Raw genomic sequence first — 16411 nt, 5'->3', positions numbered from 1 at the left:
GCGGGCAACTAACGGCTTGATAACGGCACCTTCACGGAAGAGGCCGGTGGGTGTCACAGTGGCAGCACCTCACCCTCGGTGTGTGGCACTCCGTACGGCCCACGACCATGATCTCCGCTGCTTTCCGGCGGGTTCGTGGTCGCGACGCCTGCGTAGGGTCGTGCCCCGTCGGGTGGGGAGCCCGGCGGATCGGAACATCAGGGGTGTCTCCAAACTTCCCTGTGGTCCCGGCGACCTCCGCCCCGAGGTAGCCGGGCGGTGTCACCCCCACACGTGCGTGAAACCCACGACGGACCAGGTTAGAAAGAGGAGGCCCCTCGGAATGAGAGTCTCGAAGCGGGCGACGAGCGCGATCGCGCTCAGCGCGGCCGCCGCGCTTGTCGCGAGCGGTTGCTCGAGCGGTGACGGCGACGGCGACGCCGCCGCCAGCAAGGATGGCGCGATCGTCATCCACGGCGTCCAGCCGGAGAACCCGCTGGTTCCGTCGAACACCACGGAGACCGGCGGTGGCAAGGTCATCGACTGGCTGTTCACCGGCCTGGTCGAGTACCCGAACGACGGTGGGGCCCCGCGCAACGCGCTGGCCGAGTCCATCGACACCAAGGACTCCAAGGTCTTCACGATCAAGATCAAGAAGGGTACCAAGTTCCACGACGGTACCGAGGTCAAGGCGAAGAACTTCGTCGACGCCTGGAACTGGGCCGCGTACTCGCCGAACGGCGCGCAGAACGGCTCCTTCTTCGCGGACATCGCGGGCTTCGACAAGACCTACACCGAGGACCCGGACGGCGCGGACGGCCCGCAGAAGGCCCCGACCCCGACGGCCAAGGAGCTCTCCGGCCTGAAGATCGTCGACGACCAGACCTTTGAGGTCACCCTCGCCGCCCCGACCGCGGTCTTCCCGACCAAGCTCGGCTACAGCGCCTTCATGCCGCTGCCGGACAAGTTCTTCACCATGAAGCCCGAGGAGTTCGGTAAGAACCCGATCGGCAACGGCCCGGTGAAGTTCGTCTCGTGGCAGGACAACGTCCTCATCAAGCTGACGCGCTTCGACGACTACAGCCTGCGCGACAAGATGAAGATCAAGGACGTCGACGTCAAGCTGTACCAGGACGAGACGGCCGCTTACGCCGACCTGCTGGCCAACAACCTCGACTTCATGGAGGTTGTCCCCACCTCGGCGCTCGCCGGCGACAAGTGGAAGGCCGACCTCGGTGAGCGGGGCCTGAACACGGTCACCCCGTCGACCGCGTTCATCGCGTTCCCGATCTACGACAAGCGCTTCCAGAACCCGAAGCTGCGTCGCGCGGTGTCGCTGTCGATCAACCGGCAGGAGATCTCCGACAAGATCTTCTTCGGTACCCGCAAGCCGGCCGACAGCTGGGCGAACCCGCTGACCCCGGGCGCCAAGCCGGGCAACTGCACCGCCTGCAAGTTCGACCCGACCACGGCCAAGCAGCTGCTGACCGAGGCCGGCGGCTTCACCGGTGAGATGGTGTTCTACTACAACGCCGACTCCAGCCACAAGGACTGGATGGACGCCGTTGCGCAGCAGGTCAAGACCAACCTCGGCATCGAGGCTCGCGCCGAGGGCATCCCGACCTTCGCGGTCTTCCGGCAGAACATCAACGCCCACAAGATGACCGGCCCGTACCGTGCCGCGTGGCAGCAGGACTACCCGGACGTGGAGAACTGGGTCAACCCGCTCTTCATCAAGGGTGGCTCCTCGAACGACGGTCTCTACAGCAACCCGCAGGTCGACGCCCTGGCCAAGGAGGCCAGCGCCGCGCCGAGCCTGGAGGCCTCGCACGAGGCGTTCGCCAAGGCCGTCGAGGTTGTCGACCAGGACGTCCCGAGCATCCCGATCTACTTCTACGGTCAGCAGTCCGGCCACTCGGAGAAGATCAAGAAGCTCGAGCTGAACAACGTCGGCGAACTCGACATCACCTCGGTCGAGCTCTGATCCGTACGGTCTGACCCCGGGTCGGGCTCGCCACATCCGGTGAGCCCGACCCGGGGCCGTTCCGCGAGTGGGTGCTACAACACTCCACTCGCCACGTTGTCACCACCGTGTCGGCCGTCCGACGCGCCCCCTGTCTGGAGGACCACCCCATGGGCCGTTATCTGTTGAGACGGCTGCTCCAACTCGTGCCGGTCTTCATCGGCTCGACCTTCCTCATCTACGCCCTCGTCTGGGCCGTGCCGGGCGACCCGTTCGCCGGCAAGTGCGGCGAGCGGCGCTGCCCGGATCAGTACGTCGCGTACATGACCGAGAAGTACCACCTGGACCAGAACGTCTTCGTGCAGTACGGCAACTACATGAAGAACCTCCTCCAGGGCGACTTCGGGCAGACGTTCTCGCAGCGTGACATCGGCGACATCATCGCGAACGCGTACCCCAACACGCTGAAGCTGGCCCTGGTCGCGCTCGCCATCGAGGCCGTCATCGGCCTCGGCGCCGGCATCCTGACCGGCCTTCGTCGCAACGGTTTCCTGGACAACCTGGTCTTGGTCTCGACCCTGTTCCTGCTCGCGCTGCCGGTGTTCGTCGTCGGCTTCGTGCTGCAGTGGCTGCTGGGTGTGCAGTGGGGCATCGTCAAGCCGACCGTCTCGTCCGAGATGCGGTTCTCCGAACTGATCGTCCCGGGCTTCGTGCTCGGTAGCGCGTCGGTGGCGTACATCGCCCGGGTGGCCCGTACGAGCATCGCGGAGAACCGCCGCGCGGACTACGTGCGTACCGCCATCGCCAAGGGCCTGCCGATGCGCCGGGTCGTGGGCGTGCACCTGCTGCGCAACTCGCTCATTCCGGTGGTCACCCTGCTCGGCACCGACCTCGGTGCCCTGATGGGCGGCGCGATCGTCACCGAGGGCATCTTCGGCATCAACGGAATCGGCCGCGAGGTCTACCGCGCGATCGTCACCAAGGAAAGCGCTACCGTGGTTGGCATCGTGGTCGTACTGGTGGTCGTCTATCTGGTGATGAACCTGTTGGTCGACCTGCTCTACGCCGCCCTGGACCCGAGGATCCGTTATGAGTGACCCAAGCACCGCATCGATCGTCAGCACCCCTCCCACGCACGCGGTCGACACCCCGGCCGCCCCCGGACCGCAGAGCAACGAGAAGCCGCGTGGTCTGCTCGGTGACGCCTGGCGCGACCTGCGCCGCAAGCCGCTGTTCTGGATCTCGGCGACGTTCATCGTCATCTTCCTGCTGATGGCCGCCTTCCCGTCGCTGTTCGCCCCGGGCGACGCGGTCAACGGCTCGCTGTCGCGCAGCCTCAACAAGGCGTCCGGGAGCGCGTGGTTCGGGTACGACCTGCAGGGCCGGGACGTCTACGCCCGGGTCATCTACGGCGCGCGTGCCTCCGTCGTGGTGGCTGTGCTCTCCGTGATCGGCACGCTGCTGGTCGGCGGCACCATGGGCATCATCGCCGGCTACCTCGGTGGCTGGGTCGACACGCTGCTCAGCCGGATCGCCGACGTGTTCTTCGGTATTCCGTTCGTGCTCGGCGCGATCGTCATCCTGACCACGTTCAACGGTTCGGGCGCTACCAACAGCAAGGCCGAGATCATGGGCCTGGTGATCATCTCGCTGATCGTGTTGAGCTGGCCGGTCGTGATGCGGCTGATGCGCTCCTCGGTGCTCGCCACCAGGGAGGCCGACTACATCGTCGCGGCCCGCGCGCTGGGTGCCGGCAGCGGTCGGATCATCCTCAAGCACCTGCTGCCGAACTGTCTGGCCCCGCTGCTGGTCTACGGCACGATCATGGTCGGCTCGTTCATCGGCGCCGAGGCCACCCTGTCGTTCCTGGGTGTCGGCCTGAAGTCGCCGGTGGTGTCCTGGGGCATCATGATCAGCGAGGGCAAGGATTTCATCCGGGTCGCGCCGGGGCTGGTGTTCTTCCCTGCCGCCTTCCTCGTCGCCGCGGTGCTGAGCTTCGTGATGCTCGGCGAGGCGGTCCGCGAGGCCCTCGATCCGAAACTCCGCTAGGGGATATCCAGTGTCCGACATTCTCGTTTCCGAGCAGTCCGCGCCGGGATCCGGCGGGTCCGGACGTCCCTCCGGCCGGCTGCTCGAGGTCGACGACCTGCGGGTGGAGTTCCGTACCCGGGACGGCGTCGCAAAGGTCATCAACGGGGTCACGTACCACGTCGACGCGGGGGAGACCCTCGCCGTGCTCGGCGAGTCCGGCTCCGGCAAGAGCGTCACGGCGCAGACCATCATGGGCATCCTCGACACGCCCCCCGGCTTCGTCACCGGTGGGCAGGTCCGCTTCCACGGCAAGGACATGCTCCGCATGGCCAGCGAGGAGCGCCGCCGCATCCGCGGCGAGGGCATCGCGATGATCTTCCAGGACGCGCTCTCCGCCCTGAACCCGGTCTTCACCGTCGGGTTCCAGATCGCCGAGCAGTTCCGGGTCCGGCGGGGCATGGGTCGCGCCGAGGCCAAGAAGCGCGCGATCGAAATGCTCGACCAGGTCAAGATCCCGAACGCCAAGGGCCGGTTCAACAACTATCCGCACCAGTTCTCCGGTGGTATGCGGCAGCGCGCGATGATCGCGATGTCGCTGGCGCTCGACCCCGAGGTGCTGATCGCCGACGAGCCGACCACCGCGCTCGACGTGACCGTGCAGGCCCAGATCATGGACCTGCTCGCGGAGCTTCAGCGTGAGCGGCAGATGGGCATGATCCTGATCACCCACGACCTCGGCGTGGTCGCCGACGTCGCGGACCGGATCGCCGTCATGTACGCGGGCCGCATCGTCGAGGAAGCCGACGTGTACGACCTGTACGCCAAGCCGGCGCACCCGTACACGATGGGTCTGATCGACTCGATCCCGCGGCTCGACGAGAAGGGGCAGCAGCTCCGGACGATCAAGGGCCTCCCGCCGAACCTGATGAACATCCCGCCGGGCTGCCCGTTCAACCCGCGCTGCCCCATGGCTCAGCCGGTGTGCCGGGAGAAGGTCCCCCCGCTGCTTCAGGTGGGCCACGCGCGGGCCAGCGCCTGCCACTTCGCCGAGGAGCTGGTGAACCGTGTCTGAGAACATCCTCGAGGTCCGCGACCTGGTCAAGCACTACCCCGTCACCCAGGGTGTGGTGTTCAAGAAGACCGTCGGTCAGGTCAAGGCCGTCGACGGGGTCTCGTTCGGTCTGCGGGCCGGCGAGACGCTCGGTGTCGTCGGCGAGTCCGGCTGCGGCAAGTCGACCCTCGCCCGGGTTCTGATGAACCTGGAGAAGCCGACCGCCGGCAGCGTGGTCTACAAGGGCCAGGACATCTCCAAGCTCTCCGGTGGGGCGCTGCGCCGGCTGCGTCGGCAGATCCAGCTGGTCATGCAGGACCCGTACACCTCGCTGAACCCGCGGATGACGGTCGGCGACCTGATCGGTGAGCCGTTCGAGATCCACCCGGAGGTGGCGCCCCGGGGCAGCCGCCGGGCCAAGGTCCGCGAGCTGCTCGACCTGGTCGGTCTGAACCCGGAGCACATCAACCGGTACCCGCACCAGTTCTCCGGCGGTCAGCGGCAGCGCATCGGCATCGCCCGGGCGCTCGCGCTGCGGCCCGAGGTGATCGTCTGCGACGAGCCCGTCTCGGCGCTGGACGTCTCCATCCAGGCTCAGGTGATGAACCTGCTGGAGAAGCTGCAGGGTGAGCTGGGCCTGTCGTACATCTTCATCGCCCACGACCTGTCGGTGGTCCGCCACCTGTCGGATCGCGTGGCGGTGATGTACCTCGGCAAGATCGTCGAGATCGGCACCGAGGACGAGATCTACGAGCGGCCGACCCACCCGTACACCCAGGCGCTGCTCTCGGCGGTGCCGGTGCCGGATCCGACCCAGCGGAACAACAAGACGATCATCCGGCTCACGGGTGACGTGCCGTCGCCGATCAGCCCGCCCTCGGGCTGCCGGTTCCGGACCCGCTGCTGGAAGGCGCAGGACGTCTGCGCCGAGCAGGTCCCGCTGCTGGAGATCCGCCGCGACTCGGACCACCCGAGCGCCTGCCACTTCGCGGAGCGGCGCGAGATCGTCGCCACCCACGAGGCGTGATTTCCCGGAACCGCCTGCCGACGTCACCCCGACGACGGCAGGCGGTTTCGTCTGTCCAGGTTCGCTGAGCAGCGCCCTCAGAGCGGGCCGCGGCCGGCTCGCAGCAGCAACAGCGCCAGTTGCGTACCGTCGGCGCCGAGCGCGAGCCGGAAGCGTTCCAGGATGTCCCGTTCCCGGGAGAGCACCAGCCGCGTGCCGCCGGAGGCCATCCGGGTCGCGCCGACCTCCCGCGACAGCGCGGCCCGCTCCTGCCAGAGCGTGATCAGGGCGTGGTCGATCTCGTCGATCCGCTCCCTGATCTGCACGATCCGTGCGGCAGCGGTCGGCTCCACGGTGCCGGTCCGCGCGTCGGCCGGTTCGCCGGACTCCATCGGGGGGCCCGCCTCCGGCACGCTCCCGTCGACCGGGGCCTGTGCCGGGTCCGGCCGTGCCGGGCCGCCGTTCTGCTCCACCACGTCTGTCATCATCGGGTACCTCTCGCGCTCTGGTGCCCCGTGCCCGCAACCCGGGACGAAAAAGCCCCGGACTCCAGGAGCCCGGGGCGTTTCGCAGGTCTGATCGATCAGGCGCGACCTACGGCAGCCGGACTCCCGGTGCCGTAGTAAAAGTAGTAGCGCGCTCCGATCACGCCGTCGAGTATGCCCACGCGGATGGCCGGTGCGCAAGGATTCGACGCGGTTCGTGACGCCGTGCCCGGCTGGCGGACGAGCCGTGCACCGGTCGGGAAGTGTCCGGCTGGCGGCATAGACTTGTCGCGCGATGCATCCTCTCTTCGACATTCCCGCGTCCCCGCCCGCGCCGGAGTCCGTGCCGGCCCGTCCGCACCGGCCCGGGTCGGCCTCCGCCCGCCTCGATCCGCGGCAACTGCTCGACGGGTTGAACGGGCCGCAGCGCGACGCGGTCAGTCACGCCGGTTCCCCGTTGCTGATCGTGGCGGGCGCCGGTTCCGGCAAGACCCGGGTGCTCACCCACCGGATCGCCTACCTGCTCGCCGCACGGGACGTCCACCCCGGCGAGATCATCGCCATCACGTTCACCAACAAGGCGGCGGGCGAGATGAAGGAGCGCGTCGCCGCGCTGGTCGGGCCACGGGCCCGGCTGATGTGGGTGTCGACGTTCCACTCCGCGTGCGTCCGCATCCTGCGTGCCGAGCACGAGCACGCCGGCCTCAAGTCGACGTTCTCGATCTACGACGCGGACGACTCCCGGCGCCTCATGCAGTTGGTCGCCCGGGAGTTGGATCTCGACCCGAAGCGCTACCCGGCGCGCGGGCTGGCCGCCCAGGTCTCCAACCTCAAGAACGAGCTGGTCGACCCGGAGCAGTTCGCCGCGCGGGCCAGCGGGCCCAACGAGCGGGCGCTCGCCGAGGCGTACACGCTCTACCAGCGCCGGCTGCGCGAGGCGCACGCGCTGGACTTCGACGACCTGATCATGACGACGGTGCACCTGCTCCAGTCCCACCCGCACGTGGCCGAGAGCTACCGGCGGCGGTTCCGGCACGTGCTCGTCGACGAATACCAGGACACCAACCATGCCCAGTACATCCTGATCAAGGAGCTGGTCTCCGGCACCGACGGGTTGGCGCCGGCCGAGCTGTGCGTGGTCGGTGACGCCGACCAGTCGATCTACGCGTTCCGGGGCGCGACGATCCGCAACATCCTGGAGTTCGAGCGGGACTTCACCGACGCGCGGACGATCCTGCTGGAACAGAACTACCGCTCCACGCAGACCATCCTCAACGCGGCCAACGCGGTGATCGACCGGAACACCTCCCGCAAGCCGAAGCGGCTGTGGAGCGAGGCCGGCGACGGCGAGCGGATCGTCGGGTACGTGGCGGACACCGAGCACGCCGAGGCCGACTGGGTGGGCCGGGAGATCGACCGCCTCGTCGACGCCGACGAGACCCGCCCCGGTGACGTCGCAGTCTTCTACCGCACCAACGCCCAGTCCCGCGTCTTCGAGGAGGTGTTCATCCGCGCCGGCCTGCCGTACAAGGTGGTCGGCGGGGTGCGCTTCTACGAGCGCAAGGAGGTCCGCGACGCGCTGGCGTACCTGCGCTCGGTGGTCAACGACGACGACACCGTGAGCCTGCGGCGGGTGCTGAACACCCCACGCCGGGGCATCGGCGACCGTGCGGAGGCGTGCGTCGAGGCGTTGTCCAGCCGCGACCGGATCTCCTTCGGCGCGGCGCTGCGCCGGGCCCGGGAGGCGCCCGGCATCTCCACCCGCGCGGCCAACGGCATCGCCGACTTCGTGGCGCTGCTCGACGGCGCACGGGAGCTGGCCGAGACCGGCACCCCGGAGGAGGTGCTGGAGGCCCTGTTGACCCGCTCGGGCTACCTGACCGAGCTGGAGGAGAGCCTCGACCCGCAGGACGCCGGTCGGGTGGACAACCTCCAGGAGCTGGTCAGCGTCGCCCGGGAGTACACCGAGCGGATCGAGGCCCTGGGCGAGGACGGGGAGCGGGCCACCCTGGCCGGGTTCCTGGAGCAGGTCGCGCTCGTGGCCGACGCCGACCAGATCCCCTCCGACGACCCCGACCACCAGGGCGTCGTCACCCTGATGACGTTGCACACCGCCAAGGGCCTGGAATTCCCGGTGGTCTTCCTGACCGGCCTCGAGGACGGCGTCTTCCCGCACCTGCGCTCGCTGGGCGACACCCGCGAGTTGGAGGAGGAGCGCCGACTGGCGTACGTGGGGATCACCCGTGCCCGACAGCGGCTCTACCTGTCCCGGGCGGTCACCCGCTCGGCGTGGGGGCAGCCGTCCTACAACCCCCCGTCACGCTTCCTGGAGGAGCTGCCGCCGGAGCTGGTGCGCTGGGAGCGCACCGAGGGGTCGTACACCTCGTGGGCCGGCGGAGGCGGCGGCGTCGGTGGCCGCGCGGACCGCGCGCCCGGCGGGCGCGGCACCTTTACCGGGGGTACGCCCAAGGCGGCCCAGCTCGCCCAGCGGCTCGGCGTGGACGGCAGTCGCCTGACCACGGCCAGCGAGCTGCCGCAGGGGCCGAAGGTGGCGGCCGGCGACCGGGTCAACCACCAGCGCTACGGCCTGGGCCGCGTGCTCGCCGTCGAGGGCCACGGCCCCGGCGCCCGCGCGCAGATCGACTTCGGCGACCAGACCATGTGGCTGGTCCTGCGCCACGCCCCGGTAGACAAGCTCTAACCCGCCCCACGCGCCACTCCCGCGCCCCGCGCGCCGCGCCACGCGCCACTCCCGCGCCGATCTTGCACTTTCGGTTGTCGACTTGAGGGCTCGTGCCCTTTGTGTCGCCACCGAAAGTGCAAGATCGGCGCAGGTGCGGGGTCAGCAGCCCAGGTCCACGCCGCGGGCGCGCATGAACGGGGCGGGGTCGATCTGGTTCCACATGCCCTGGTGCACCTCGAAGTGCAGGTGCGGGCCGGTAGCGTCGCCGGTGGCGCCCTCGTAGCCGATCACCTGGCCGGCCTTGACCGCCTGGCCGACGGTGACCGCGATGCGGCTCTGGTGGGCGTAGTGGGTCAGGTAGCCGTTGCCGTGGTCGATGAAGACCGAGTTGCCGTACCCGTCGGCGGCGTCACCGGCCTGGGTGACAGTGCCGGCCGCCGCGGCGCGGATGGGGGTGCCCGAGGGCAGCGCCAGGTCGATCCCGGCGTGCAGGGTGCCCCAGCGCTGGCCGTAGCAGGAGGTGACCTCGGCCCCGGGCATCGGATCGACCCAGGCGGCCGTCGGTTTGGTGGTCTTCTTCGGCTTCGGCTTCGGCTTGGCGGGGGCCGTCTTCGTGGGCGACGGGCTGGCGACGACGGCCGACGGGCTCGCGGTCGGGCTGGCCGACGGGGAGGCGGGCGCGCTCGACTCGCGGGCCGAACGGTCGGCCCGGCTGGCGGCCTCGGCCCGGGACTGCGCGTCGAGGGAGACGGCGGTCGGCGCGGGCCGGTCGGGTCCGGTGGTGGCGACGGCGACCCCGCCCAGGCCGAGGGCGACCAGGCCGGCCGCGCCGAGCACGATGAGGCGGTTCCGTCGGCGGGCGCGCCGAGGCTGCTCACCGGTGGTGTCGGGGGTGTTCTCGTTCTGGACGGGGCTGTCTTCCGGCACGGCGGACCTTCACAGTCGAGGGGCACTTGACCTCGAAATACTGGTGCCGGGCCGAGTGGGATGACCGCGTGGTCCGGCCGCCCGACGCGCGGACCGCAGGCGAGCCCGCCCGTTATGAGGCGCTTTTCAGCCCCACGTCCAGAAATATGATCATGTGCGGCGTGTGCTGGGCCACAGTTGTCGCTGTGACCCAGGAAACATCAGCACATGCAGAACCGCCCGGATCGACAGATCCGGGCGGTCAACGGTCAGTACGCAGCGTCAGGACGCGGCTGCATCGCTGTAGATTGCCTCGACTTGCAGCTTGATGTCCACTCCGCGCTCCTGGAGGTACGGAACGGGGTCGATCGGTGCGCCCTTGACATGCAGTTCGAGGTGTAGGTGAGTGCCGTAGGCGTGACCGGTCTGGCCCACCAGGCCGAGCTGGTCGCCCGCCTTGACCTGCTGGCCCTCCTTGACGCTGAGCGCGGAGGAGTGGCCGTAGATGGCCTCGCTGCCGTCGGCGTGCTGCACGATCACGGCGTAGCCGTAGCCGCCGAACCAGCCGGCCTTGGTGACCAGCCCGTCGTGGACGGCCACGTAGGGCGTGCCCTCGGGGACGACCAGGTCGACACCGGTGTGCAGCTTGCCCCACCGCATCCCGTACGGCGAGTTGAAGTCGTAGCCCTGCAGCGGCAGCATCCAGACGTCGGGCTCGGCCGCTTCCTTGCCGCGGCTGTCCCGGGAGGCGCGCTCGGCGTTGTCCGCGCGGGCAGCGGCGTCCTGGCTGGTGACCGACGCCTGCTTGAGCTCGTCGAGCACCGACGGGCTGACGTCCTTGGCGTCCGGCAGGGCCGACGCGCCCAGCGCGACGATGCCCGCGCCGACGAACGCGGTGGTGACGACCGCCGCGTAACGGCTACGCGGGGGGGTGGGTACGCGGCGGCGGCCGCGATATCGATCGGGCTCAGACGACAGGCGCTGGCGCACGCACACCCTCCGTTGTCGGGGTTCCGAGGCGACCGGTGGACGTCCGTGAAGCTCAGGTGAACGTCTGCCGACCGCGTCGTCACCCGTCCATGGACCTGATGACAACCGTGGACACGTTAGCCAACCACCAGGCGAGTCACAAGCCAGACCGTCGAATTGGCGTGTCGACTTGTCCGTTTGCGTCCGTGATTGTCACGCATCGTGCCGTCGAACGGTGCCCCCGTAACCACCCGTTCGTCGCCGAGCGTGACCGATCCGGCGGAGTAGTCCGGCTTGACGCCGCAGCCGGACGAGGGTGCGTGCCGCCGGGTCCCTCCGAGGTCGCCGGGATGACGGACGTGTTTCCGGCCCGGATTTCCCGGCCCCGGCCGGGCGGGTTACCGTTCGTTCAGGTGAAGGCCGTGGAGCCGGTGAAAGGTGTGCGCTGATGAGCTCTCGAATTCGGGTCGTCGTCGCGAAGCCAGGTCTGGACGGCCACGACCGCGGCGCGAAGGTCGTCGCCCGGGCCCTGCGGGACGCCGGGATGGAGGTCGTCTACACCGGCCTGCACCAGACGCCTGAGCAGATCGTGGAGACGGCCATCCAGGAGGACGCCGACGCGGTCGGACTCTCCGTGCTCTCCGGCGCGCACATGACGCTGTTCCGCCGGGTGCTGGAGTTGCTCACCGAGCGCGACGCGCGGGACATCGTCGTCTTCGGTGGCGGCATCATCCCGAACGGCGACATCCCGGAGTTGGAGAAGCTGGGCGTCGCGAAGATCTTCACGCCGGGCGCCACCACCCAGGCGATCGTCGAGTGGGTCCGCGAGAACGTGGCGCAGCCGGTCTCCTGAGCGGAGGCGCTGTTTCCGGGCACGGGGGAGGGGCCGGACGCACCCCTCACACGTCCGGCCCCTCTATGCACGATGCCCCGCCGCCACCCCTCGACCGACAGGGCATCGGCCGTCTCCCGTCATCGCGCTGTGCAGCGCTCCGACACCTGACTCAACGACGACCCCACGGCCGGGTTACGCACCCCCGCCAACATCGCCCGGACGGCTGACACCCGCCCTGGCCTGGCCAGAACCGGTCGTCTCCCGATCGCCTCTGTGCATTACCGCACACCGCGCACCCGCTCGGTTGCCGGCCGTGCCCACCTCGCTAGGCTGCCGCCAATGGCCTGTTTCAACTGATGACAGGCGTCAAACTGTTTTCTGAACGCTGGTGGCGGCGCGACGGCGCGCCGCGGAGACGGGACGGGACGCGCAATCGTGGACCTGTACGAGTACCAGGGGCGGGACCTGTTCGAGCGGCACGGCTTGCCCGTGCTGGCCGGCGGCGTTGCCACGACCCCGGAAGAGGCCCGCGCGATCGCCGAACGCCTCGGCGGTCGAGTGGTCGTCAAGGCGCAGGTGAAGGTCGGCGGCCGAGGCAAGGCCGGTGGCGTCAAGCTCGCCGAGGGCCCGGATGAGGCGGTGGCCAGGGCCACCGACATCCTGGGCATGGACATCAAGGGTCACACCGTCCACAAGGTCATGATCACCGTGACGGCGGACGTGGCCGAGGAGTACTACTTCTCGTACCTGCTCGACCGGGCGAACCGCACCTTCCTCTGCATCGCCAGCGTGGCCGGCGGTATGGACATCGAGCAGGTCGCCGCCGAGACCCCGGACCGCGTGGTGAAGGCGGCGATCGACGCCAACACCGGTGTCGACGAGGCCAAGGCGCGGGAGATCGTCACCGCGGCCGGCTTCCCGGCCGAAGTCGCCGACCAGGTCGTCGAGGTGGCCGTCGGCCTGTGGCAGGCGTTCGTCGCCGAGGACGCCACCCTGGTCGAGGTGAACCCTCTCGCCAAGAACGGCGACGGGCGGCTGCTGCTGCTCGACGCCAAGATCACCCTGGACGAGAACGCCGCGTTCCGGCACCCGGACCACGAGGCCCTGGTCGACCAGGCCAGCGTGGACCCGCTGGAGCAGGCCGCCAAGGCCAAGGACCTCAACTACGTCAAGCTCGACGGTGAGGTCGGCATCATCGGCAACGGCGCGGGTCTGGTCATGTCGACCCTCGACGTGGTCGCGTACGCCGGTGAGCGGCACGGCAACGTCAAGCCGGCCAACTTCCTCGACATCGGCGGCGGCGCGAGCGCCGCGGTGATGGCGAACGGGCTGGAGATCGTGCTCTCCGACCCGGCCGTGAAGAGCGTCTTCGTCAACGTCTTCGGCGGCATCACCGCCTGCGACGAGGTCGCCAACGGCATCATCCAGGCGCTGGCCCTGCTCGAGCAGCGCGGCGAGCAGGTCACCAAGCCGCTCGTCGTCCGTCTCGACGGCAACAACGCCGAGGCTGGCCGGGCGATCCTGGACGGCGCGAACAACCCGCTCGTGCAGCGGGTGGACACCATGGACGGTGCGGCCGAGCGGGCCGCTGAGCTGGCAGCTGCGGGGGTCTGATCATGGCTATCTGGCTGACCAAGGAATCGAAGGTCATCGTCCAGGGGATGACCGGCTCCGAGGGCTCCAAGCACACCCGGCGGATGCTCGCCGCCGGCACCAACGTGGTGGGCGGCGTCAACCCGCGCAAGGCGGGCCAGAAGGTCGACTTCGACGGCACCGAGCTGCCGGTGTTCGCGTCCGTGGCGGACGCCATGGCCGAGACCGGTGCCGACGTCACCGTCATCTTCGTGCCGCCGCAGTTCACCAAGGCCGCCGTGGTCGAGGCGATCGACGCCGCGATTCCGCTGGCCGTGGTGATCACCGAGGGCGTGCCGGTGCACGACACCGCCGCGTTCTGGGCGTACAACCTCGCCCAGGGCGAGCGCACCCGAATCATCGGGCCGAACTGCCCGGGCATCGCCTCCCCGGGCGCGTCCAACGCCGGCATCATCCCGGCCGACATCACCGGCTCCGGCCGAATCGGCCTGGTCAGCAAGAGCGGCACGCTGACCTACCAGATGATGTACGAGCTGCGCGACATCGGCTTCTCCACCTGCGTCGGCATCGGTGGCGACCCGATCATCGGCACCACGCACATCGACGCTCTCAAGGCGTTCGAGGCCGACCCGGAGACCGACGCCATCGTGATGATCGGTGAGATCGGCGGCGACGCCGAGGAGCGGGCCGCCGAGTTCATCAAGGCCAACGTGACCAAGCCGGTGGTGGGCTACATCGCCGGCTTCACCGCGCCTCCCGGCAAGACCATGGGCCACGCCGGCGCGATCATCTCCGGCTCGGCCGGCACCGCCGAGGCGAAGCAGGCGGCGCTCGAGGCCGTCGGGGTGAAGGTTGGCAAGACGCCGACCGAGACCGCGAAGCTGATGCGGGAGATCATGTCCGGCAGCTGAGCAGGCAGGGCAACAGCGAAGGGGTCGACCGGAACCGGTCGGCCCCTTCGTCGTACCGCCGGCTCAGTCGTTGTTCCAGAACGGGTAGTTGCCGGTGAGACGCAGGATCGCCCCGCCGATGATGTTGATCACGCCGAACGCGATGGCGAGGTAGCCGAGCACCGGCGACTGGCCGTTACGCCGCGCGTCGCGCAGTGACAGGTAGCCGAAGATGATGCCGAGGATGCCGCAACAGATCAGGCCGAGGACGATGCCCAGCACGCCCCAGAGCGTGGTGCGGTCCCGGCCCCGGGCCGGCGGTGGTGGCGGGTATGCGGTCGTCACGACTACCTCCGGTGCGTCGTGGGCGGCCGACCTACCCGGGTCGCGACCGGCGGGTGGGATCCGATGGCGGCGACGGCCACCCCCTCAGGGCCGAGGCTAGACCCGTCCGGGTCGCCCGGACCCCGGTTCGCTCAACTCGCCGCCCTCCGGGGCGGGTTATCGGACTGCCACAGCCCGCGCGACGTGCCAGAGTAGAGCGGATGTCCCCCGTCACCCCTGACCGTCCCAGCCGTGCCGGCGGCGTACGCGCCGACGAGCGGCCGGTCGACCGCGCCCCGCCGCGCCGACGGGTGCCCGCGCCCCGCGCCGGTGGGTCGCCACGCGGTCGGGCGCCGCTGCCCGTCGCCGCCGGGGTGGCCGCCGGCGGGGCCGCCCTCACGTCGTACCTGCCGGTGGCCATCGTGCTCGGCCTGGTCCAGCTCGGCGCGGACTCCACCACGCTGGGCGGCACTCTGCGCACCGCGTTGGCCGGTTGGCTGGTGGGGCACGGTGTTCCGCTGCACACCGAGGCGGGCCCGTTCGGGCTCGCCCCGCTGGCGCTGACCGTGCTCGCGCTGTGGCGACTCAGCCGGGCCGGTGTGCACGTGAGCCGCGCGATCGGCGCCCGCGACAGCCGCTCACCGCGCCGGGCGCTGATCGCGGCCGGAGCGGTCGGTCTGGCGTACGCCCTGCTCGGCGCTCTCGCCGCGCTGCTGATCGGCGCGCACGGTCCACAGGTGTCGCCGGTACGGGCGGCGGCCACGTTCGCGGTGGTCGGTGCGCTCGGCGCGTTGGTCGGCGCGATCCGCATCACCGCCGTGACCCGGCTGCTCATCACCCGGATACCCGGCCCGCTGCGCGACGGTGTCCGCACCGGCCTGGTGGCAGCGCTCCTGCTCCTCGGGGCGGGGGCTGGCGCGGCCGGCCTCGCCGTGGCCACCGGCGGCGGCGACGCGGCGGACATGATCGGCGCGTACCGGACCGGGGTGGCCGGGCAGGCCGGGATCACCCTGGTCAGCATGGCGTACGCGCCGAACGCGGCGGTCTGGTCGACGAGCTATCTGCTCGGGCCGGGCTTCGCGGTCGGCGTCGACACGGCCGTGCGTACCAGCGAGGTGTCCGTCGGCGCGCTGCCGGCCGTACCCTGCTCGCTGGCCTGCCGCGCGGCCCGGTGGACGGCCTCGGCGCCCTGCTGCTCGCGGTGCCGGTGCTGGCCGGGATGGTCGCCGGCTGGCTGCTCGCGCGCCGGCTGGCCCGCGTCGCCGGGCCGGAGCGCGCTCCGCGACGGTGGGCGGAGTTGCTGGCGCCGGCGGCGTTGGCCGGCCCGGTGGCCGGTGTGCTGCTCGGCGTCGCCGCCGCGGCCTCTGCCGGACCACTCGGATCGGGACGGCTGGCGCAGCTCGGGCCGGTGGCCTGGCAGGTCGGCGCAGTGGCGGCCGGCGTCGTCGCGGTAGGCGCGCTGCTCGGCGCCGCCGCCACCCGCGTACTGACCCGCACCCCCCGCCCCACCCCCTGACCACCCCCCCACCTGCCCCCAGGCCCCCGCCTCCCTCCGTTGATCATGAAGTTGTTGTCCCGACACGCCGAGACGAGGGGCGATAACTTCATGATCAACGCACGGGGGCGGGGGCCGGGTGGGTTGGGTGGGCCGGGAGCGGTCTAGGGGCGGGAACGCCGCGGGGCGCCCCGGAGGAGA

The 16411-nt window shown here is 70.1% G+C and carries 13 protein-coding genes and 1 pseudogene; 10 read left to right on the top strand and 4 right to left on the bottom strand.

Annotated features, from left to right (window positions below):
- The first annotated feature begins 322 nt into the window (after nt 1-322).
- From ACQP0N_RS28640 to ACQP0N_RS28620, 5 genes are all read left to right on the top strand, one after another.
- The gene (locus ACQP0N_RS28640; RefSeq protein ID WP_433115447.1) at nt 323-1963 is read left to right on the top strand and encodes a peptide ABC transporter substrate-binding protein; all 1641 of its coding nucleotides are present in this window, start codon (nt 323-325) and stop codon (nt 1961-1963) included.
- 149 nt (nt 1964-2112) lie between these two features.
- Nucleotides 2113-3039: an ABC transporter permease gene (locus ACQP0N_RS28635; RefSeq protein ID WP_355050673.1), complete on the top strand. Its 927-nt coding sequence runs from the start codon at nt 2113-2115 to the stop codon at nt 3037-3039.
- Nucleotides 3032-3991 (top strand): ABC transporter permease, encoded by a 960-nt coding sequence (locus ACQP0N_RS28630; RefSeq protein ID WP_433115444.1) that lies wholly within the window; start codon nt 3032-3034, stop codon nt 3989-3991. Before ACQP0N_RS28635 ends, ACQP0N_RS28630 begins: the two co-directional genes overlap by 8 nt.
- 10 nt (nt 3992-4001) lie before the next feature.
- Nucleotides 4002-5045, top strand: a complete 1044-nt coding sequence (locus ACQP0N_RS28625; RefSeq protein WP_433115442.1) for an ABC transporter ATP-binding protein — start codon at nt 4002-4004, stop codon at nt 5043-5045.
- Nucleotides 5038-6051, top strand: coding sequence for an ABC transporter ATP-binding protein (locus ACQP0N_RS28620; protein WP_355050671.1), 1014 nt, complete (start codon nt 5038-5040; stop codon nt 6049-6051). Before ACQP0N_RS28625 ends, ACQP0N_RS28620 begins: the two co-directional genes overlap by 8 nt.
- Before the next feature lie 77 nt (nt 6052-6128).
- On the opposite strand, the gene ACQP0N_RS28615 is transcribed toward ACQP0N_RS28620, so the two are convergent.
- Nucleotides 6129-6518, bottom strand: a complete 390-nt coding sequence (locus ACQP0N_RS28615; RefSeq protein WP_396832832.1) for a chorismate mutase — start codon at nt 6516-6518, stop codon at nt 6129-6131.
- Nucleotides 6519-6810: 292 nt separating this feature from the next.
- Between ACQP0N_RS28615 and pcrA the strand changes: the two genes are divergently transcribed.
- On the top strand, nt 6811-9216 hold the full coding sequence (gene pcrA, locus ACQP0N_RS28610) for a DNA helicase PcrA (RefSeq protein WP_355050669.1): 2406 nt from the start codon (nt 6811-6813) through the stop codon (nt 9214-9216).
- Nucleotides 9217-9357: 141 nt separating this feature from the next.
- Here pcrA and ACQP0N_RS28605 read toward each other — a convergent pair whose 3' ends face one another.
- Both ACQP0N_RS28605 and ACQP0N_RS28600 read right to left on the bottom strand, forming a co-directional pair.
- Nucleotides 9358-10125 (bottom strand): M23 family metallopeptidase, encoded by a 768-nt coding sequence (locus ACQP0N_RS28605; RefSeq protein ID WP_433115440.1) that lies wholly within the window; start codon nt 10123-10125, stop codon nt 9358-9360.
- Nucleotides 10126-10386: 261 nt separating this feature from the next.
- Nucleotides 10387-11094, bottom strand: a complete 708-nt coding sequence (locus ACQP0N_RS28600; RefSeq protein ID WP_433115438.1) for a M23 family metallopeptidase — start codon at nt 11092-11094, stop codon at nt 10387-10389.
- 427 nt (nt 11095-11521) lie between these two features.
- Here ACQP0N_RS28600 and ACQP0N_RS28595 point away from each other — a divergent pair, with 427 nt between their 5' ends.
- The 3 genes from ACQP0N_RS28595 to sucD all read left to right on the top strand — a co-directional run bounded on the left by ACQP0N_RS28595 (nt 11522) and on the right by sucD (nt 14412).
- A complete protein-coding gene (locus tag ACQP0N_RS28595; protein WP_425728359.1) occupies nt 11522-11926 on the top strand; it encodes a cobalamin B12-binding domain-containing protein in 405 nt (134 codons plus the stop codon).
- Nucleotides 11927-12343: 417 nt separating this feature from the next.
- Nucleotides 12344-13522, top strand: a complete 1179-nt coding sequence (gene sucC, locus ACQP0N_RS28590; protein ID WP_433115435.1) for an ADP-forming succinate--CoA ligase subunit beta — start codon at nt 12344-12346, stop codon at nt 13520-13522.
- A gap of 2 nt (nt 13523-13524) precedes the next feature.
- Nucleotides 13525-14412: a succinate--CoA ligase subunit alpha gene (sucD, locus tag ACQP0N_RS28585; RefSeq protein ID WP_433115434.1), complete on the top strand. Its 888-nt coding sequence runs from the start codon at nt 13525-13527 to the stop codon at nt 14410-14412.
- A gap of 63 nt (nt 14413-14475) precedes the next feature.
- On the opposite strand, the gene ACQP0N_RS28580 is transcribed toward sucD, so the two are convergent.
- Nucleotides 14476-14736 carry a hypothetical protein gene (locus tag ACQP0N_RS28580; RefSeq protein WP_355050663.1) on the bottom strand — a complete coding sequence of 87 codons (261 nt, stop codon included), beginning with the start codon at nt 14734-14736 and terminating at the stop codon, nt 14476-14478.
- A gap of 200 nt (nt 14737-14936) precedes the next feature.
- Here ACQP0N_RS28580 and ACQP0N_RS28575 point away from each other — a divergent pair.
- Nucleotides 14937-16231: pseudogene (locus ACQP0N_RS28575) on the top strand (cell division protein PerM).
- The last annotated feature ends 180 nt before the right edge of the window (nt 16232-16411 follow it).

It is taken from the genome of Micromonospora sp. CA-246542, assembly GCF_050942905.1.
In the GTDB taxonomy this organism is placed as follows: Bacteria; Actinomycetota; Actinomycetes; order Mycobacteriales; family Micromonosporaceae; genus Micromonospora.
Note: the sequence above shows the minus strand (reverse complement) of the source record. Positions and strands in the feature narration are given on the sequence as shown.

Excerpts from the sequence above, each read along its gene's own strand:
- ACQP0N_RS28635 (WP_355050673.1), top strand. The coding sequence starts at position 2,113 with ATGGGCCGTTATCTGTTGAGACGGCTGCTCCAACTCGTGCCGGTCTTC.
- ACQP0N_RS28595 (WP_425728359.1), top strand. The coding sequence starts at position 11,522 with ATGAGCTCTCGAATTCGGGTCGTCGTCGCGAAGCCAGGTCTGGACGGC.
- ACQP0N_RS28640 (WP_433115447.1), top strand. The coding sequence starts at position 323 with ATGAGAGTCTCGAAGCGGGCGACGAGCGCGATCGCGCTCAGCGCGGCC.
- ACQP0N_RS28630 (WP_433115444.1), top strand. The coding sequence starts at position 3,032 with ATGAGTGACCCAAGCACCGCATCGATCGTCAGCACCCCTCCCACGCAC.
- ACQP0N_RS28615 (WP_396832832.1), bottom strand. The coding sequence starts at position 6,518 with ATGATGACAGACGTGGTGGAGCAGAACGGCGGCCCGGCACGGCCGGAC.
- sucD (WP_433115434.1), top strand. The coding sequence starts at position 13,525 with ATGGCTATCTGGCTGACCAAGGAATCGAAGGTCATCGTCCAGGGGATG.
- pcrA (WP_355050669.1), top strand. The coding sequence starts at position 6,811 with ATGCATCCTCTCTTCGACATTCCCGCGTCCCCGCCCGCGCCGGAGTCC.